The sequence below is a fragment of the Methylocaldum gracile genome, assembly GCF_053646815.1.
This window is the reverse complement of record NZ_CM132196.1, coordinates 2,627,147-2,643,053: the sequence shown is the minus strand read 5'-3', so window position 1 is coordinate 2,643,053 and position 15,907 is coordinate 2,627,147. Positions and strand designations below refer to the sequence as shown.

At 57.0% G+C, this 15,907-nt stretch carries 23 protein-coding genes and 4 tRNA genes; 9 read left to right on the top strand and 18 right to left on the bottom strand.

All coding sequences use genetic code 11. The annotated features are described in order from the left end of the window. Positions 1-109 precede the first annotated feature (109 nt). On the top strand, positions 110-838 hold the full coding sequence (locus ACWJJK_RS11740) for a metallophosphoesterase (RefSeq protein WP_434130391.1): 729 nt from the start codon (positions 110-112) through the stop codon (positions 836-838). 62 nt (positions 839-900) lie between these two features. Here the strand turns inward: ACWJJK_RS11740 and ACWJJK_RS11735 are convergent, their stop codons facing one another. After that, the gene (locus ACWJJK_RS11735) at positions 901-1,758 is read right to left on the bottom strand and encodes an NADP-dependent methylenetetrahydromethanopterin/methylenetetrahydrofolate dehydrogenase (RefSeq protein ID WP_434151104.1); all 858 of its coding nucleotides are present in this window, start codon (positions 1,756-1,758) and stop codon (positions 901-903) included. A gap of 175 nt (positions 1,759-1,933) precedes the next feature. Between ACWJJK_RS11735 and fchA the strand changes: the two genes are divergently transcribed. From fchA to ACWJJK_RS11705, 6 genes are all read left to right on the top strand, one after another. Continuing rightward, entirely contained in the window at positions 1,934-2,557 is a 624-nt protein-coding gene (gene fchA, locus ACWJJK_RS11730) for a methenyltetrahydrofolate cyclohydrolase (RefSeq protein WP_133716228.1), read from the top strand. Positions 2,558-2,681: 124 nt separating this feature from the next. Next, positions 2,682-2,758, top strand: a tRNA-Pro gene (locus ACWJJK_RS11725). 1 nt (position 2,759) lies between these two features. Further along, positions 2,760-2,836, top strand: a tRNA-Arg gene (locus ACWJJK_RS11720). Between the two features lie 21 nt (positions 2,837-2,857). Continuing rightward, positions 2,858-2,933 (top strand) — tRNA-His (locus ACWJJK_RS11715). 27 nt (positions 2,934-2,960) lie between these two features. After that, a tRNA-Lys gene (locus tag ACWJJK_RS11710) sits at positions 2,961-3,036 on the top strand. A gap of 243 nt (positions 3,037-3,279) precedes the next feature. Continuing rightward, the gene (locus ACWJJK_RS11705) at positions 3,280-4,089 is read left to right on the top strand and encodes a hypothetical protein (RefSeq protein ID WP_077729514.1); all 810 of its coding nucleotides are present in this window, start codon (positions 3,280-3,282) and stop codon (positions 4,087-4,089) included. 102 nt (positions 4,090-4,191) lie between these two features. Here ACWJJK_RS11705 and ACWJJK_RS11700 read toward each other — a convergent pair whose 3' ends face one another. The 5 genes from ACWJJK_RS11700 to ACWJJK_RS11680 form a co-directional block, all read right to left on the bottom strand. Next, entirely contained in the window at positions 4,192-4,794 is a 603-nt protein-coding gene (locus tag ACWJJK_RS11700; protein ID WP_077729513.1) for a hypothetical protein, read from the bottom strand. A gap of 61 nt (positions 4,795-4,855) precedes the next feature. After that, complete coding sequence (locus ACWJJK_RS11695; protein WP_205780709.1) at positions 4,856-5,293, bottom strand: hypothetical protein; 438 nt, start codon at positions 5,291-5,293, stop codon at positions 4,856-4,858. Continuing rightward, positions 5,263-5,475 (bottom strand): hypothetical protein, encoded by a 213-nt coding sequence (locus ACWJJK_RS11690; protein WP_077729512.1) that lies wholly within the window; start codon positions 5,473-5,475, stop codon positions 5,263-5,265. The genes ACWJJK_RS11695 and ACWJJK_RS11690 overlap by 31 nt, the downstream gene beginning before the upstream one ends. Positions 5,476-5,485: 10 nt before the next feature. Beyond that, positions 5,486-5,737, bottom strand: a complete 252-nt coding sequence (locus tag ACWJJK_RS11685) for a hypothetical protein (protein ID WP_077729511.1) — start codon at positions 5,735-5,737, stop codon at positions 5,486-5,488. Positions 5,738-5,749: 12 nt separating this feature from the next. Beyond that, positions 5,750-5,992 (bottom strand): hypothetical protein, encoded by a 243-nt coding sequence (locus tag ACWJJK_RS11680; RefSeq protein WP_454128101.1) that lies wholly within the window; start codon positions 5,990-5,992, stop codon positions 5,750-5,752. A gap of 130 nt (positions 5,993-6,122) precedes the next feature. Here ACWJJK_RS11680 and ACWJJK_RS11675 point away from each other — a divergent pair, with 130 nt between their 5' ends. After that, positions 6,123-6,314 carry a type II toxin -antitoxin system TacA 1-like antitoxin gene (locus tag ACWJJK_RS11675; RefSeq protein WP_036268985.1) on the top strand — a complete coding sequence of 64 codons (192 nt, stop codon included), beginning with the start codon at positions 6,123-6,125 and terminating at the stop codon, positions 6,312-6,314. Further along, positions 6,311-7,015, top strand: coding sequence for a hypothetical protein (locus tag ACWJJK_RS11670; RefSeq protein ID WP_454128100.1), 705 nt, complete (start codon positions 6,311-6,313; stop codon positions 7,013-7,015). Before ACWJJK_RS11675 ends, ACWJJK_RS11670 begins: the two co-directional genes overlap by 4 nt. On the opposite strand, the gene ACWJJK_RS11665 is transcribed toward ACWJJK_RS11670, so the two are convergent. The 12 genes from ACWJJK_RS11665 to ACWJJK_RS11610 all read right to left on the bottom strand — a co-directional run bounded on the left by ACWJJK_RS11665 (position 6,998) and on the right by ACWJJK_RS11610 (position 15,901). Next, entirely contained in the window at positions 6,998-7,513 is a 516-nt protein-coding gene (locus ACWJJK_RS11665) for a hypothetical protein (RefSeq protein ID WP_454128099.1), read from the bottom strand. The genes ACWJJK_RS11670 and ACWJJK_RS11665 overlap by 18 nt on opposite strands. Further along, positions 7,503-7,778: a hypothetical protein gene (locus ACWJJK_RS11660; protein ID WP_077729507.1), complete on the bottom strand. Its 276-nt coding sequence runs from the start codon at positions 7,776-7,778 to the stop codon at positions 7,503-7,505. Before ACWJJK_RS11660 ends, ACWJJK_RS11665 begins: the two co-directional genes overlap by 11 nt. A 26-nt stretch (positions 7,779-7,804) precedes the next feature. Beyond that, positions 7,805-8,761 carry a coiled-coil domain-containing protein gene (locus tag ACWJJK_RS11655; protein WP_077729506.1) on the bottom strand — a complete coding sequence of 319 codons (957 nt, stop codon included), beginning with the start codon at positions 8,759-8,761 and terminating at the stop codon, positions 7,805-7,807. Between the two features lie 40 nt (positions 8,762-8,801). Next, positions 8,802-9,779, bottom strand: coding sequence for a major capsid protein (locus tag ACWJJK_RS11650; protein WP_454128098.1), 978 nt, complete (start codon positions 9,777-9,779; stop codon positions 8,802-8,804). A 22-nt stretch (positions 9,780-9,801) separates the two neighbouring features. Beyond that, the gene (locus ACWJJK_RS11645; protein ID WP_077729504.1) at positions 9,802-10,191 is read right to left on the bottom strand and encodes a single-stranded DNA-binding protein; all 390 of its coding nucleotides are present in this window, start codon (positions 10,189-10,191) and stop codon (positions 9,802-9,804) included. 156 nt (positions 10,192-10,347) lie between these two features. Further along, on the bottom strand, positions 10,348-10,956 hold the full coding sequence (locus ACWJJK_RS11640; protein ID WP_077729503.1) for a TubC N-terminal docking domain-related protein: 609 nt from the start codon (positions 10,954-10,956) through the stop codon (positions 10,348-10,350). Continuing rightward, on the bottom strand, positions 10,953-12,161 hold the full coding sequence (locus ACWJJK_RS11635; RefSeq protein ID WP_077729502.1) for an AAA family ATPase: 1,209 nt from the start codon (positions 12,159-12,161) through the stop codon (positions 10,953-10,955). The genes ACWJJK_RS11640 and ACWJJK_RS11635 overlap by 4 nt, the downstream gene beginning before the upstream one ends. Beyond that, positions 12,146-12,709, bottom strand: coding sequence for a hypothetical protein (locus ACWJJK_RS11630; RefSeq protein WP_077729501.1), 564 nt, complete (start codon positions 12,707-12,709; stop codon positions 12,146-12,148). The genes ACWJJK_RS11635 and ACWJJK_RS11630 overlap by 16 nt, the downstream gene beginning before the upstream one ends. Before the next feature lie 411 nt (positions 12,710-13,120). Then, complete coding sequence (locus ACWJJK_RS11625; RefSeq protein ID WP_077729499.1) at positions 13,121-13,885, bottom strand: transcriptional regulator domain-containing protein; 765 nt, start codon at positions 13,883-13,885, stop codon at positions 13,121-13,123. Positions 13,886-14,071: 186 nt separating this feature from the next. Then, positions 14,072-14,473: a PIN domain-containing protein gene (locus tag ACWJJK_RS11620; RefSeq protein WP_077729498.1), complete on the bottom strand. Its 402-nt coding sequence runs from the start codon at positions 14,471-14,473 to the stop codon at positions 14,072-14,074. Then, positions 14,451-14,669: a DUF2281 domain-containing protein gene (locus tag ACWJJK_RS11615; protein ID WP_026610782.1), complete on the bottom strand. Its 219-nt coding sequence runs from the start codon at positions 14,667-14,669 to the stop codon at positions 14,451-14,453. Before ACWJJK_RS11615 ends, ACWJJK_RS11620 begins: the two co-directional genes overlap by 23 nt. Further along, complete coding sequence (locus ACWJJK_RS11610) at positions 14,666-15,901, bottom strand: tyrosine-type recombinase/integrase (protein ID WP_077729497.1); 1,236 nt, start codon at positions 15,899-15,901, stop codon at positions 14,666-14,668. Before ACWJJK_RS11610 ends, ACWJJK_RS11615 begins: the two co-directional genes overlap by 4 nt. Positions 15,902-15,907 lie beyond the last annotated feature (6 nt).

Below are 15,907 nucleotides of genomic sequence, written 5' to 3'. Positions count from 1 at the left end.
TAATTTCCGAGTTCTTTACTTGGGTGTCAAGTTATAATTATGGAACTTACAGCGTGTGCCGGAATAATAAGCCCTCGAAGGATGCTCCGGCCAAGGATCACATTACACCGTGCGTATTCAGTATTTTTCGGACATACATCTCGAATTCGGATCTTTGGAGACGACGGCGACCGATGCGGACGTCGTCGTCGCAGCCGGAGATATCGGTGTTGGCCTGCAAGCTTTGGACTGGCTTAAATCATTTGGAAAGCCTGTCATATATGTAGCGGGTAACCACGAGTTTTACGGCCAAGAATATCTCTTCACCCTGGCAAACCTAACTAGTGCCGCTAGCGGAACCAATGTGCAGTTCCTGGAACAACGCGCGTGGGTGTATGACGGAGTGAGATTTTTGGGTTGTTCCCTGTGGAGCGATCTCGGGGGCGACGATAACGATCAGCTGGAGGAACTGGTTTCTATCGTCAATGATTTCCGAAAGATTCGATACCGCACAGATGCTTTGAATGCGAAAAGCTATCGCCAATTGCATTGGGAATCCCGCGAATGGCTCTTTGCCGAGCTCGCAAAACCGTTTCCCGGGAAAACCGTGGTGGTCACCCACCACGCTCCGACGCCTTGGAGCTGGCGGGACAGCCCCAGCCAGATCAAACGCCATGCCTACTGCAATGACCTGAGAGAAGTCCTGCACAGTTTCGAAATCGCAGCCTGGTTCCATGGCCATACCCATGCCGTCTCCGACTATCGGTGCTCTGGCACGCGAATTCTCTGCAATCCCCGAGGCTATTTCCCAAATCAGCTCGTAAGCGAATTCGACCCAAGAAAAATCTTGGAAATTTAGGCGCTCTCCGAGGTCAAGCGAAAACGTCAGCGGCTGCCCTGTTCGAATCGCGCCTGTGTCCTTCAGGCCATTGTCTTCGCGATTTCGAAAATTTCTTCGGCATCCAGAATTTGATCGTTACTCTCGAAAAGCTTAGCGATACAGGCACGGTGCAGTGCCAGTTTCAGCGTACCGAAGCCAATGGCTCCCCAAACGATTTTTCCGTTTCGGTCTGTTCCACGGTCCATCATATCGGTCCCGCCGATACCGATTGGAGGAGTCGCGTTGGCATCCGCCACCAGCTCGATCGACGGATTATCCTGCCAATGACGTTCTTCCAACAGTTCTACACCGGCTGCGCCGGCCGCAAACACGATATGCGCTTGCTCTATGGATTTCCCGCGTGCGTCGTTATCATGAGCCTCAATAGGGGTCAGTTCGACGCCGAACCGCTGTTTCATGTCTTGGCAAGCTTTCTCGGCGCGAGCCATCTGGCGTGATGTGATCGAGACCCGAGCGCCTTCTTTGGCCAGCATTACCGCCGCCCGCTGGCCCACAGGCCCGGTACCTGCAAGAACGACAGCCCGTTTTCCGGCAATTGCTCCGCTCGCTGCGAGTTTGGCGACGCCCGCTGCGGCCGTGGTGTTGCTGCCGTTGCTATCCAGCATTACGGAGACTCGAAAACCTCCGAAAAACTTTTTCTTGACCGCCTTCAATAGCGCTTGTCCGGCCATCAAATCGCTGCCCCCGATGAAGATTGCCGTATTTTTTTTATCCTTGGGCGCTCTTGTAAAAATTGTGCCGTCCACCAATGCCCCAACGTTCTCCGGCGTCAGGCCACCGTGGCCGATTACATGATCCGCGCCGCCATCATAGGCGACAACGGTGTCGAACACAGATGGGTAAAAATCGGTATCGAATTGGAACAAAAGCTTCTTCATTCTTTTTCCTTGGAATGGCACTTAACCTTGAGCGGGTTTGGCGGATTTTTCCGATTCGTCATCGAACCGGCGAGATATCGCCAATCGGAAAAAACGGAAAATTTTAACCCGTAACGCCTTGTGTTTTATACTTTCCGGCCATTTTTCATACTATGAACCTGATGGAGCGAATGGCATGATCAAAGACAAAACAATCCATCAATTTTTGGACGACTTGGCCAGCAAGTCGGCAACTCCCGGTGGCGGCAGCGCAGCGGCCATTATGGGAGCTATGGGCGCCGCTTTGGTGAGCATGGTTTGTAATCTCACCATAGGAAAAAAAAATTATGAGGCCGTCGAACCAGAGATGAAAGAGCTGCTGACGAAAGCGGAAAACTTGCGTGCGCAGCTGATGGACATGGTTAGAGCCGATGTCGAAGTATTTGATAAGGTCATGGGCGCCTACGGTTTACCAAAAGAAACGCAAGAACAGAAGACCGCCAGAAGCCAGCAGATACAATCGGCTTTGCAGGAGGCGACCGATGTGCCGATCGCGTGCGCGAAAGCCTGTGCCGAAGTGATCAGGTTGAGCAAAATCGTAGCGGAAAAAGGGAATCGAAACGTAGTCAGTGATGCCGGCGTTGCCGTCGTGGCAGGTTACGCTGCGCTGAAAAGCGCCGCGCTAAATGTTTATGTGAACGCCGGTGCTATAAAGGATGAAAAATTCGTATCTTCCCGCTTAGCGGAATTGAACGGGATTTTGAGCGGAATGGATCTCCTGAATGAGGAAATTTTCCAGACCGTCAAGAGCAAGCTGTAAAGCAAGCGCTTGTTATCATTGACGACAGAGGTATGCAGCATACCGATTGACGATCTGTAACGACATGGGTATTATTGTGAGTCTTGATGGTTAGCCGAACGGCTTCTCGTTAAAGAAGGTCGTCCGGGGTATAGCGCAGTCTGGTAGCGCGTCTGCTTTGGGAGCAGAATGTCGGGGGTTCGAATCCCTCTACCCCGACCAAGCGCTTGTAGCTCAGCCGGATAGAGCATCGGCCTTCTAAGCCGAGGGTCGCAGGTTCGAGTCCTGCCAAGCGCGCCATCTATTTGTAATTTTCCGACGGTGGCCGTAGCTCAGTTGGTAGAGCCCCGGATTGTGATTCCGGTTGTCGTGGGTTCGAGCCCCATCGGTCACCCCACTTCTAGCTCGTCAAGCACTCCATATCGGGCCATTAGCTCAGCTGGTAGAGCAGCGGACTCTTAATCCGTTTGTCGTAGGTTCGATCCCTACATGGCCCACCAATAAAATCAAAGGCTTACGCGGTTTTATCCGGTAAGCCTTTTTTCATGGTAGACGCATGGTAGACGGTAGACGAAAAATCGAGCCCCCGGCCAAAGCCGTTTGATTCCGTCGTGGAAATAAAAAAACCGGCCTCGCTGACTGGAGTCGTGTTATCGCGCCGCCATAGGTCAAGCGCATAGAAGGACAACAGCTCGTCGAATTTCAGCTTGGACCAGATTTGTCACGATCAACGTTATAGAAACATGAACGCGAACATTCTGCCGGTTGGCTCGAACAGGAGTACACCATACCTGGCTTTTGGGGACGATAGTCGCTTCTACAACACACTTGTGTTCGCGGTCGTCATTATTCCGCGAACTCGACTTAAGCAGGTAGAAACCAGTATCGCCCGCTTAAAGGATAAATTTGATATTCCCGCACATGTTCAGTTGCATTGCAGGACTCTTTTTAGCCTGGACAAGATTAATCCAGCTAAGACGGAAGGACTATCTCACCTCTCCCTAAGAGACGTGCACGCCATCATCGGCCGTGTCGTGACAATCATGAATCAATCCGGTGTAATTCTTCGATATGCAGTAACGAATCTGCCCTCTTCTCAAGCGGCAATTGGCAAAGAACTAAGGCTCGAGAATCCGGTAGACGGATCGTACGTTACTCTTTCGGTAACGGAACAAACTGAACACTTTGCAAAAGGGATGCTGGTAGAACTTGCAAAAACCTGTTTTAGCGTTCCACCCGGTAGCTCTTACGGTCCAACAGCCTGGGAATGTGAAATTTTTTTGGCCGAAGATCCCAGCAGAATAAAGTTTATCGGCCCAAGCAAAGCCCAAGTTAGTAGTCGCTACGGCGACTTCTATTTAGATTTCGGCACCGCGAATGCGATGCCCTTCAAATTTCAGCCACTGCTACGTAAAGTTCAAGAAGCTCCGATGCTTCAGCTCGCAGATATCGCAGCCTACATGTGTAGCCACATGACTGGCGAGTCCGATACGGGGAAATTCCTTCAAAGCCAGTTAGCGCGCGTACGGTACCGTTTTCCCATGGTCAGATAGTTCCCAGCAACTCCAACCCCTAAAAAGCCGAAACCGCAAGGGCTTTCTTCTGACTATCAATCACCCAAAAAAACCGGCCAGGTTTCCCCGGCCGGGTTGCAATCAATGACCAGCCAAGCGAATCTTATCGGCGGCCCTGATCTCTATGAACGAATCGAAAAGCAGCCCACCGGCTGCCATGATGAAAGTAAAATCGTCGGGGTAGCCTACATGGTTGCTCACGCACTCCCCGAATCGCCAAAAAAACGAATCGCTCCGCGAAACGCCGTCACCAGGAACCATTGCCTTGCAGCCCGAAAATAAGATCACGGCCGCGTTGTATGACTCTATTGCGCCGCCAAGCGTGTCAAGTTTTTCGGGCATTGTGACATCAGGTTTCAAAACCGTATCTATCAAGTGTCCATGCGCCAGAATGATCAGGTTGTCTATTATTTCCGCGCGCGTCTCGGGGCCATGGTGCGCGAACGCGACGCGATCGGCTATCGCGAGCAATCCGTTCAGGTATTGAATAACGATCCCGACTCGCTCATCCTCGGTGATTTCCCAATTCTCGCCCAATTTGCGCGCTATGCTGCCATCGATCAGTACGTCAGCGCACGCCACCGCCGCGCCAAACAGATCGTTAGCAAGCGCTTCAATTTGTGCCATCAGCAAAGCCTTGTTGATGCGTTTTTTGTTGAAGAATTGACCTAGCTTTTTAAACATTTCAGTGTCCAAAATTAAACCCGGCTAGGTTCCCCCAGCCGGATTCCGCTGCTATTGGCCATTAATCAAGCCGCTCACGGCGACTTGCTGGCATACGCGTTCCTGCTGTTCGTAGCCGTGACTTAAATCCGCGATTTCCACGAACGATTTCAGCGCCGTCCTTTGTCCGAGCAACAAAGGTTTCCACAATGATGTTTCTGTATCCTTCCTTTGTGATCTCGTATTCAAACGAGACCGTGTCCGATTTGTAAGCCCATTGCTGACCTCCAAGTGCAAGGAAACTGTATTTCTCGCCGTCAATGATCAGAACGTGCGAGTGTAATGCGCTTGTGTTTCCACCTTTACTTGGCGGACGATACGGCTCTTTTTGGTATTTCTTGTAATGCTCAACGCGTTTGTTCTCAATCCTTCCTCGCAACATAGCGTCGTCATGAGAATTGTCTAAATCCACGATTTCCCCTTTGTACTTCACTTCGATAGTTTCGCCACGAATCGGCATTGGTCGATCAGAAGCCCGGCCCGTTCAACTCTCAGCCGCACGTCATTCAGGATCAGGTAAGCGCCGGTCGATCCGGGCTCCTTGGCGATCGATTCGCAGCCTAGCGCGACTTGAATAGTTTCCAGGATATGCCCGGCTTGCTCCAGGAGCTCGCGGGCGTCGGTCAGGTTCTGCCGTTCCATACGTGCACCCTTATCCGCCGACGACCGGAGAGACCGGCCCACGTTCCAGCGTTTCCCGAACGCACGCAAGGTCGTTCCCGATCGACTCGGACCAATACAGAACCTGATCGGCCAGTCCCTGAACCGTCGGATCGTCCGACAAACGGCGAATGCTGCGGGCCAGCGCCATCAGGTGACCGCATTCGATTTCGCTGATCCCGATCACCTCAATCATCTGCTCGCGGTCCATGAATGCCGCGCGGTTTTGTCCGTGAATAGCCATGACTGTGCCTCCTCACCTGTATTGCCGCGAAACCTGCACGACCGTCGCTAGACGGTCCATTCCAGGCGCCCACGTTGCCAGCTTAAAGCCGGCCGGGTTTTCGGCGCGAACGGCGACGATGTCGACCTCGTCGGGCGGAACGTCGTCGAGTAACACATAATCGCCCCGCCTGATACGGGGGGCGAACTCGTCGGTCTCGACACGCCAGAATCGGGCGGTCAGGTCGGTCGGGGTGTTATGATGCTGATTAGCCATGATTGCAACCTCCTGTGTAGGTTTGCGGTTGTGGTTAGGGTCGGCGTGGTGTGGCTGCACCATGTCGGCCCGCTCTTGTAATGCAATGTGTTACCATTGGCGTTAATTACCGTATCAGAGAGTAACGCTAATGGCAATACAAGAAAAACGACTGAAAACCGAATCCATCAACGTCCGGGTGAAACCGGAAATCAAAAGACTCGCCGAGGAATTGGCGGAACGTGAAAATCGGACTCTATCCAACTGGGTCGAGTCGCTGATTCTGCGCGAAGCGGAAAAGGCGGGGATCCGGCCCAAGCGCGGCCCCGGAAGCACACGATGACGTTTTTTTATCCTGCCGATGGCTTCCAGTCGTGCCCACTCTGCGGCGGAAAGGTTCCGGCCAGTTCCCGCTATCCTCGCGCCCTATGCGTCCAATGCGCCAGCGAAGCCACGGACGAGAACGGCCGCCGGCTAACCTTCGGTAATGTTGACGCGACTGGCGGGCTCCAGGTGCGCTACGCAGACACCGGCGAGACTCGGAATCGACCGTTTTGCTATGTCAGGGGCGTTAAATGCCTCGCGGAAGAGGGGCGTTTTGGAGGGTATGTGATTCAGCCGATTGAAACCCATTTCAAACTCTCGCCGGGTTGCTGGTACGGATGGGAAATGTCGCCCGGCTACCTCGACGACGGAAAGCCCTACTGCTCGCCGATTCTCATGCGGTCGGTACGCCGGGTCGGGCGTCGATCGGATCGGTTGGTCGTGCGGTTCTGGAACGTGCTCTATGCCGAAGGGGTTCGGGATTTCGAAAAACGGCTGCACGTGCTCGAACGGGCTGCCGACCATCTAACCGCCGCGATTGATCCCGGATGCGGCCCGGATCGCCGCGCCACCATCAGGGAAATATCGTTTGAATGGATAGAACGGCAATGCCCGAACATCCTGCGGTCGTTCCCGGTGTCCCGCTGCTCGCCGGCCGCTCAAGGGTCGGTCTCGGCCTATCTCGCCGAAGTGTTTCTCTGCTCAGGATCGCCCGGATAACCGGGCAATCATCCGATCGATCTCCCGAACCATCGCCGTGCTGGTCCGCTCGACCTCGCTCCCGGCTGGATTGCGCCGCCAGGGTTTCGGGTCGGCCGGTTCTTGCGCTTGCGGGGCGGCCACGGGCTCGTTTTCGACCGGGGTCGGTAGGATAGTACCGGGTTCCGGCGTTTCGTGCTCCAGCGCCGCCCGGTGCTCGCCTGTCGCGGGCTCCGAGTCGCTGGGCAGCAGCGGGTTTTCGGCGATCGGCGAGACATAGCCGCCGGGGTCACGCTCGAACCGCCGCAACTCCCGCGCCGCCCGTTGCATGAACGCCTGTTCCGTCTCGCCGGCCTTCCGGTGCAACTCCAGCGCCGTCGGCGATCCGAGCAGCCGGCCGTGTATCCGGTAGCATTCCGGCCGATCCTCGAACCGGCCCACGATGCGCCGAACGATCAGCCGCGCGGGGTGCCGGCCGGCTTCGCTCTCTAGTCGTGCAATGCGCTTCTCAAGGGTCATTTCGGTTCCTCTCCAGTTCCAGCGCCTCGACACGCCGCTCCAGGTCGCCGACCTCGATCAGCTTGCCGAGGGTAGCCAGGGTATAAGTCATTTTCGCTCCGTCGCTCGGATCGAGCCGCCCGTTGCGCATATCCCGGTACAGCCGCGCCATTTCCCGTTGAACGTCCCGCAGCGTCGCCAATTTGATCCGGCGTTGCCGGAGACGGGGAGGGTTCGCCGGCAAATACTCCTGTCGCGGGTCGTCGGGCGGCGTTGATTGGCTCATAACGCGCGGTTTAGGCGGCCTTTACGTCAGACTTTGAGCCCCTTTTTGCGCCATTGGGCAAGCATCGGTTCGGGGTCGATCGGCAGCTTCAGCAGCGTCGCCTTATCGATCAGCGGCCGGCCGTTGAATCCTGGGAGGCTGAGGAATCCGTAAATCGGGGTCGTCTGGTGCCGGTTCTGCGACTGAATTCGGCTGATTTGCATGAATCGTGCGTAGGCGTCGATCAGGTCGTTCGCGGCCTTGACGTAATCGAGTTGGGCGCGCTGTTCCTGTAGGGTAACGAAGCAGCGGAAGGTTTCCCGGAATTCGGCCTCGGCTGCCGCAAGCTTGTCGTCGGCCGCCGCAAGCTTGCGGGCGAGCCCTTCGTTCCGGATTCGGTCCCGCTCGGCCGTTTTTCGAGCCTCCGAGATTTCGGACTCAAGCCGGTCGATGTTTTCGACCAAAGCGGTCAGATACTCGGCGCCCACCGGCGTTCCTGCGGCCTCGTCGGCCAGGATGTCACCGTACTGCCGTTTGAGCGCGGCGAGTTCCGATTCGCGGGCGGACAGGTCGATTCCGGCTTGCTGCCCGATCAGGGCGGCCAATCGATCCCGCTCGGCCTGCGCCTCGTCGCGCGCCTGTTGAGCCCGCAAAATATCGTCAAGGGTCGTGTCCGGAACCGTTTTCATATCGCCCTCGATGGCGAGAATTTCCGAATTCAGGCGGGAAACCGCAGCCTCGGCTTCGGCTGCGCCCTCGGTCGCTTTCCGGAACGCAGCTTTAATGCGCTCGTGTTCGGCGGTGAGCTCGTCGTCCGGGTATTCGCAGGCATTCTCAAGGTTCTGGATTTTCCGCTCCAGGGCGTCCAGCCGGCGGCCGAGTTCCATTTCCTCCCGGCGTAGCTGTTCGGCCCGGTCCGTGGCCTCAACGTAGGCGCGACGGGTCTCGTCGAGCCTGGTTCTGATTTCGTGACGGATTGATACGCGATTGGTGACGGCGTTCATGGGTCGTGTTTCTCCGTGGGTCTGGTGAATGAATCGTGGATCAGCCGGCGACGGCGTTGCGGATCAGACAGCCGAGTTCGGGGGAAACGAGGAATTCCTCGACGTACTCGCCGACGCGAATCACATGCGAGCCGCGGACGCCTCGGTTCGGGTCCTCGTAGCTGAACGCGAAGCGCTCGCCCCATGCGGCCGTTGCACCCCAGCGGTTCGGGTTTCCGGGCTGGCCCATGTAGAGAAACGCCGCATGCGGTCCCCATAACCGGGTCAAGCTCGCCGCTTGGCCCTTCTTCGCCGAGTTGTGCCAAGCATCGCCGACGAAAATTTTGTCGATTTCCAGAACCTGCGCCACGTCGTCGGGGCCTACAACTCCCGCATTGGCGTCCACCCAATAAACGCCTTCGACGATCTTCGGGTGCAATTTGAGCTTGGTCCAGGTTCGCCGGCCGAGGACGGCGATATTCGGCCGCATGATGCAAGTGTCCAGGGCGTCCATGATGGCTTTAATCGGGTCGCTTGCCGGGTCGTTCCATTGGGCTGAACCGGCGAGCGTCTGAACGTTGCCGGCCGGGTAGCTGATACTGCTGAACACCAGATTCGCAACGCGCCGCTCCCGGTCCAGCAAAATCAAATCCGTCGTGTCCCTGGTCGCTTTCCGCTTCATTTCGTCCGGGTCCGGTGCGTTCGCCAAGTCATGCCAGGGAAGGACGTGCTCCAGCCCGGCGCCGTGCACCGCGTCCAGGATTTCGCCGGCCGTGAACGAAACTTCGTTCGGCTTACTCTTACGCCCGACGCGGGTCTCCAGCCGCGCCAGCAACTCGGCCGCGTTCGCCGTCAAATATTTGAACTCCATGCTGGCGACGGGAATCCGCGGTAGAACCTCGTCGGCGATGAACCGATCATTGCGGTATTCCCGCGCGACTTTCGTCAACTCGGGGCTGATCGGATACGGGGCATCGGCGAAGTCGAGGGTGCCGGCGCCGGTTTCCTCGTAATTGGACGTGAATTCAAAGGTCTGCATGGTGGTTACCTCGCGGGTCAAATCAGAAGGGAATGGCGTCGTCGAATTCGGGCACGGCCTGCCGCGTTGAGCCGTTTTGATGCTCTTTCGGCTTGTTCGTGTCGCCCCGCCGTTTGCGTGCGTCGTAGGCGGTCAGAATGCCCGTTGCGGTGACGTTCAGCCCCTGGCGCGTCTCGCCGTCGCGGTCCCACGTCGTGAGCTTCGCCGGCCCAGCAACGAAAACGGAATCCCCCGCTTTCAGCCGGCCCAACCGCTCGGCCTGGTCGCCGAACGCGATGACGGAAACAAGTTGCCGATCGTCCGCGCCCTCGACGGCTGCGGAAATCATCGCGGTGGTAAATGCTTTACCGGATTGCCCGGTTCGGCGTTGCGGGTCGCGTAGCAGTCGGCCCGCGATTAGAACATCGATCATTGGGGTAGCCTCTCATCTGTCGAACAAAGTCGTCCGGTATCAGGCTCACCTCGTCGTTCTCCGATCCGTCGGTTCGTGTTATCGTTTTGCTCGGCAGGTAGTAGCCGAAAATCATCTGTCGCCCCCGCTCCGTCGGGGGTTTTTCGTGTCCAAAGTCTACCATCCGTCTACCGTCTGCCGCCGTCCGTGGCAAAGCCCCCGTTGCTCGGGCGTTTCAGGGTAGCCGACAATGGATTCGGAATCCCTTTTCGCTCCGGCCCGGCCCACTGCGCCGGTACTGCCCTGGCGCAGTTCATTGCGCGATTGCGCGGGCGGTGCGCCGGCCCGCTCAAACTCTCCGCACGCGTGCCTGTCCATACTCCACCAAAGCCCGCCCGCGCCGGGTGCTTGAATGCCCGCCGCGCAGTCGGTCAAAACCGGGTGCTCGGTCGTGACCTTGTGCCGGCAATCGGCGCAATGGATCGCCCCGGCGTCGCCTTCATCGGCCGGTTCGTTCGGCCGCCACGTTCCGGGTTCCAGCCACACATAGCCGCCGTCCTCCGTCCGCGACAATCGCCAGCCCGAACGAATCCGTTCGTAATACTCGCCGCCGGGTGCCCAAGGGTTCGCCAAAAGCGCCACCAGTTCGGTCTTGTGCGCTTTGAGTTCGCCCAGCAGGTCGGCCGGTATCTGGTCGGGCTCGACGCCAACGTGTAGGCGGTCGCCATTCGCGGATAGCGGAATACCCGACTCCCGGCAGCGTGAAAGGATCGTTGCCGGCGTCATAGGTCGAATCCTCCCGCGACTTCGTTGTCGGTGTCCTTCTCCGTTTCATACCAGCTTCCCGAAATTCCCGCTTTCGGGAAGTTTCGGGAATCCCATTTTCCCGTTTTCCCGTTTCCCCCTTTAGGGGGAACGGGAACGGGAATGGGAACGGGAAACGAAAGGGTATCGTCATAACAGGTCACCAAACCGGCGTTAATCATCGCGGTGAGCGCTTGCCTGATTCGTTCGGGTTTGCGTTTTTCGTCGCAAACCAAACGACCGCGTACACCCTCGATGAGCTCGCTTGTCGGAATAGACGGACGGTCTTTGAGTACGTCGTGCAGGTAATCCCAAACGATCTTTTGGTTTCCGCCAGTCGGAGCCTTTGGTTTTTTGTCCCGGTCGGGAATGTCGTCCAAGAGTTCGACGGTGCAGGATGTTATGGGGTCGCCGTCCTCATCAAATCCAAGCTCGTGGACCTTGAGCCTAAACGCATGGCTAAGCCCGTCCTGCCCGTCCTTTGATTTCGTAAGCGTCCATTTCCTAGTCTCGCCGTCGCTCGATACTTCGATGGCCGCATCCAGCGCCGCGAGCAGGCTGGAATGGCCTCTCAGCCCCCTGGTGCCGTCTTTTCCTGTGTGGTGGACGATAACGACAAGCCCATCAGTTTCGGCCTGTAGGCGCTTACAGGATTCGATAATGAGCCCCATGTCCACGGAGCTATTCTCGTCCGCGCCGGGTGCCGCTCGATTCAACGTGTCGACAAAAATTGTCGGGCGATCCATGCCCGCGTCCCTGAGCGCCGCGATTAGGCCGACGATATCGGTCGACAGTAAATTTACGGACTGAAAAATCAATCGCATGTTCGCCAATGACGTCCCGCCGTATTCTGTCCGATAAGCCGCGATCCGATTGCGCGCGCCCGCTTCGCCCTCAAGGAATAGATAGACGACCGGACCACGCCGGACGCGATACCCGAACCAGTCATCTCGCCCGGCGATTGCGCCCGCCATGTCGAACGCCAGAAACGACTTACCAGAGCCGGGAGGCCCGAAAAAAGCGACAAACCCGTTTTCGGGAAAAGTGGATTTGACGCGGTAGTGTTGTGCCGGCAGCGCCGCCAAATCATCCACGCTCAGTAGCGTGTAGGTCTTGATGTCCGTCGCCAGCCTGGACAGGTCGGCTAGCTCGATCCGCTCGCCCGGGGGAGTCAGTGCATCCGCCATACTGCCCCCCCGTCATCGCGCCGTAATATCTCGATCCGCGCCGCCAGTCGGACGACTACATGCGCCGCGCCCGCTGCCAGCACCAAGCCGGCCAAGTGCAACAGGCTGATATCGCTTTCCGACGTTCCAGCCGATACGATGGCCACGTCCAAACCCCGGCAAAAAGTCCAATCGTAGCCGCTCGGGTTGCGCTCGAATGGCAGGCAAACGAACAGGGTCGGCGGATCGCCGTACTTGGCTTCTAGCTCGAAGCGCCGCGCCGCTTCGTCCATCGCGGCCGATCCGGTCAAAATCGACAGCGTTTCTCGAGTTCGCCGGAGCGCAACCACGCGCCGGCCATACGGCGGAAGCTTCGGACCAGCGGGGAAGGGAATAACTATGCGTTCGGCGTTATAATGGCTCTGCTCCGAAAAGCATCGCCCCCGGCCGTTCCCTTTTAGCGTGGCCTGTTCGTGATGACCCCGAGCGCTCGGGGGCGCCCCATCCGAGCCGCCTTGAAACGCAGGGCGCAACTCTCCTGGCCGCCCGTCGCGGTTGTCGAAATCCATACCATGCCACCCCCTTACGCCCGGTCGGACGTAGAAGCGCGGATGCTCCGCTGCACGTGCTCCACAACAACACGCTTCACGTACCGGACGTGTCGGCCGTGCTTGATGTACGGCAAGCCCGAGCCGGCCCATCGGTCGCGCTCAAGCTTCGCTTCGGAACAGTTGAGGAACGCCGCAACCTGGTCTGTGGTGACCAATGCGTCGTCGTGCGATTCCGCGAATTCGCGGGCGAGTTCGATCCGAGATTTTTTGGGGGGAGTAACTCGCTTGCTGGTTACTCGATCATGAACGGTTGAAGATTCTGCGGTGCTAGAAGTCGCCATGTCTTTAAACAACCTCGTTCGGCTTTGTTCAAAACACGGCTAGCTTTATCGATCAGGCGGGGCGAGTCACGGAAAGTAAAAAAGAATTTTATTTTCCGAGTTCAAGCTTGTGCATTGCGGCCAGCTTCCAGTAGTCCCGATGGATTAGATTGTTAGCGGCTTTCAAATACTTATTGATCGTTTGCGGATCATTGATCCTCAGCCCGTCGGCAATCTCAGCCGCCCCTTTGTTTTCCTGCCGCGCATCGAAAGCACGTAGGTACAGTGGATATTTAGAGCGGTGATTCTTTCTGTGCTTGAAGCCGCGTATCAGCCCTTTTGTCTCGATGATTGTCTTGATGTTCTCGAACTGTGTTTCAAGCGGAAGGTCAAGGTCGATCGTGATGACAATCTCGCGGTCCGTTTCCGGCGTCAGTCCGGTTTTTATTCCGCAGTGCTCGTACACCTTGGAAATGTCGTACGTGAGCATCTTAGTCAAGTCAGTGTCAAACACCGGGGTGTTTGGCGGAAGACTTCGATATGGGTTGGGGACAGCAAGCAAAAGCTTTGAAAGGCGATAGCGTTCGGAAAAATATTCTCGTGGCGTTCCAATTCGCTTGCCACCTCGTAATGCAAACTGAGTGACTGATTCGCCCGGCATAGCGGCCGGTTCACACTTGCAGAACCGGGAGATAATCCCGTCAGGCAGTAAACCATCCCCTAGAGACTCCCTTGGCAGGCGGGCGTACTCGTCGTAATCCCGCCGATAGGATGGGTTTCGCCTGAAAAACTCCCACGCCCATTGATATAAGGACGTGGTGTCGGCGTCAGGGTAATCGGCCGGATTTTTCCAGTCTGGATTGTCGTTCTTCATCCACCACCTCACGGCAGTGTTTCAAGATGGTTGCCGCTCCAGCCGGCCAGGGTGATAGGATGAACAGTAACCATGATTCACCTCCGTGGTAGGTGGTTGTGGTCAGGGGCGCCCGAGTGTGCCCGCACTCTGGTGCCCCGCTAAATCGTCCGCGACCTCCCGGCGATCCTCTCGCCGGTTAGGGATTCACAAGAAAGGGTTAACGACCGTCAAACGGCCGTCGAATACCTGCCCATGCTGCAAGTCCTCTGAATACAGGGTATCGCAGTTCGCCAATAGCGCCGCCGCCACGATCAGACTGTCCCAATGGGAAAGCGGATAACGCCTCACCAATCGGAACGCCTCCCGTAAAGTCGCCGTTTCGACCGGAACCACTTCACATAGATCGAGCAGGCTTTCGGCGATGTCATGAGCTTCCGCTAGGGTGAAACCATATTTTCGAGTCAAGACGCTGACGGTCTCGTTGATCACCTGGACACTGATTACCGGACGGTCCTCGATAATCGAGATCGCCCGCGTGGTCTTCTCGCCGTTCTCCGATTCCGCATAAATGAACAGATTGGTATCAGCGAAGACTCGGGCGGTCATAGCACGCTTCCCGGTCAAATTTCTCCGCTTTGAATCGCCCGCGGTATTTCGCCAGGGTAGACAGCGCTTTTTCCCGGCGCGCCTTGTCTTCGATCTCTTGCTTGGTTTTCAAGCTTTCCGCAAAGCTCAAGACCTCGGCCGCTTGCTGCTCGGGCAGGGCCTTGACGGTTTCGTAAATCTTTTCAGCGATGCTCATACGGTCACCTCCCGTTTCAGTTCGACAATCTCAGCCGTGGGTTTCAGTCCAGCCGCCTTTAAAACAAAGTCCTCGATCTTCTGCATCGGCGCCCGCAGCCGCTCGGCCGTGACGATCACATAGCCGGCCGTCACGTCCGCCCCCGACTTATGGTTCATCAGGGCTTTCAAGGCATAGGCGGGAATGTCCAGCGAATCGGCAATGGTTGCGAACGTCCGCCGTAGATCGTGCGGGGTAAAGCGAACGCCGGATGCTTTCTCAATCGCGGCCAGGGCGTAGCGGAAATTCGAGATACGCCGGCCAGCGGAATCGGAAAAGACAAACGGGGATTCGGCTTCTTCCTTCCTCGCATCAGCCGCAGCCTTGCGCCGGGTCATGATCGCGGACAGGTAGTCACCCATAGGCAGGGTATGATCCCGCCGGTTCTTGGGGTCCAACACGGTAAGCGTGCGGGCTTTCAGGTCGATTTCGGACCATTTGAGGCTCAAGGCTTCTTCCCGCCGCAGTCCGGTCAGAATCAGAACCTGGAAATAGTCGCCGATATCCTTGCTCGGCAGGTTCAGAACGGCCTCAAACCAAGGTTTGATCTCGTGCGGCTTGATGACCGTCGAGCGCCGGTCAACGCGGAACCATGCGCGAGTTTCAGACAAGGCTTTCACCGGATTCTCGCCGATCAGCGGGCGGCCTTCGTCGTCTTTGTACTTGGCCCGAGCAAAATTAAGAATCGCTCGCAGATAGCGGCACCCGAGATTAGCGCGCGCCTCAGAGCGCTGCTCTCCGAATTCTTTATGTCGCTTGGCGACCATCGCCGGGGTGATTCTGGTTATTGGCTTATCCAGCCAATCGGAAAACATTTCGTCCATGGACGCACGCATGTCGCGCCGCGTTCGCTCCTTTAAATCCTTCCGGGTCTCCAAGTAATCGGCGAACGCCTCGTTCAGCGTCTTTTCTTCCAGCTTGGCGCGCCGCTTCTTGGCTACGGGATCGCCGCCGGTTGCGATATCCCCGGCCAGCTTGAGCGCCTGCTTGCGGGCTTGCTCCGGCGTGATCTCTCCGTATCGGCCTATCGTGATCCGCTTGACTCGCCGATTGATCCGCTTTTCGAGAAAGAAGGATTTCACGCCAGACGGGAAAACCTTCATGCCGAAACCCCTGATCTCGTCGTCACGGTAGAACGTGGGGTCGGTCTCGGGAATGGGTAGCCGGTCGATTACGGATTTCGTCAGTTTCATATCCCC

Coding starts and splice junctions, on each gene's coding strand:
- ACWJJK_RS11735 (WP_434151104.1), bottom strand. CDS start 1,758: ATGAAGAAGCTTTTGTTCCAATTCGATACCGATTTTTACCCATCTGTG.
- fchA (WP_133716228.1), top strand. CDS start 1,934: ATGATCAAAGACAAAACAATCCATCAATTTTTGGACGACTTGGCCAGC.
- ACWJJK_RS11705 (WP_077729514.1), top strand. CDS start 3,280: ATGAACGCGAACATTCTGCCGGTTGGCTCGAACAGGAGTACACCATAC.
- ACWJJK_RS11700 (WP_077729513.1), bottom strand. CDS start 4,794: ATGTTTAAAAAGCTAGGTCAATTCTTCAACAAAAAACGCATCAACAAG.
- ACWJJK_RS11695 (WP_205780709.1), bottom strand. CDS start 5,293: ATGCCGATTCGTGGCGAAACTATCGAAGTGAAGTACAAAGGGGAAATC.
- ACWJJK_RS11690 (WP_077729512.1), bottom strand. CDS start 5,475: ATGGAACGGCAGAACCTGACCGACGCCCGCGAGCTCCTGGAGCAAGCC.
- ACWJJK_RS11685 (WP_077729511.1), bottom strand. CDS start 5,737: ATGGCTATTCACGGACAAAACCGCGCGGCATTCATGGACCGCGAGCAG.
- ACWJJK_RS11680 (WP_454128101.1), bottom strand. CDS start 5,992: ATGGCTAATCAGCATCATAACACCCCGACCGACCTGACCGCCCGATTC.
- ACWJJK_RS11675 (WP_036268985.1), top strand. CDS start 6,123: ATGGCAATACAAGAAAAACGACTGAAAACCGAATCCATCAACGTCCGG.
- ACWJJK_RS11670 (WP_454128100.1), top strand. CDS start 6,311: ATGACGTTTTTTTATCCTGCCGATGGCTTCCAGTCGTGCCCACTCTGC.
- ACWJJK_RS11665 (WP_454128099.1), bottom strand. CDS start 7,513: ATGACCCTTGAGAAGCGCATTGCACGACTAGAGAGCGAAGCCGGCCGG.
- ACWJJK_RS11660 (WP_077729507.1), bottom strand. CDS start 7,778: ATGAGCCAATCAACGCCGCCCGACGACCCGCGACAGGAGTATTTGCCG.
- ACWJJK_RS11655 (WP_077729506.1), bottom strand. CDS start 8,761: ATGAACGCCGTCACCAATCGCGTATCAATCCGTCACGAAATCAGAACC.
- ACWJJK_RS11650 (WP_454128098.1), bottom strand. CDS start 9,779: ATGCAGACCTTTGAATTCACGTCCAATTACGAGGAAACCGGCGCCGGC.
- ACWJJK_RS11645 (WP_077729504.1), bottom strand. CDS start 10,191: ATGATCGATGTTCTAATCGCGGGCCGACTGCTACGCGACCCGCAACGC.
- ACWJJK_RS11640 (WP_077729503.1), bottom strand. CDS start 10,956: ATGACGCCGGCAACGATCCTTTCACGCTGCCGGGAGTCGGGTATTCCG.
- ACWJJK_RS11635 (WP_077729502.1), bottom strand. CDS start 12,161: ATGGCGGATGCACTGACTCCCCCGGGCGAGCGGATCGAGCTAGCCGAC.
- ACWJJK_RS11630 (WP_077729501.1), bottom strand. CDS start 12,709: ATGGATTTCGACAACCGCGACGGGCGGCCAGGAGAGTTGCGCCCTGCG.
- ACWJJK_RS11625 (WP_077729499.1), bottom strand. CDS start 13,885: ATGAAGAACGACAATCCAGACTGGAAAAATCCGGCCGATTACCCTGAC.
- ACWJJK_RS11620 (WP_077729498.1), bottom strand. CDS start 14,473: ATGACCGCCCGAGTCTTCGCTGATACCAATCTGTTCATTTATGCGGAA.
- ACWJJK_RS11615 (WP_026610782.1), bottom strand. CDS start 14,669: ATGAGCATCGCTGAAAAGATTTACGAAACCGTCAAGGCCCTGCCCGAG.
- ACWJJK_RS11610 (WP_077729497.1), bottom strand. CDS start 15,901: ATGAAACTGACGAAATCCGTAATCGACCGGCTACCCATTCCCGAGACC.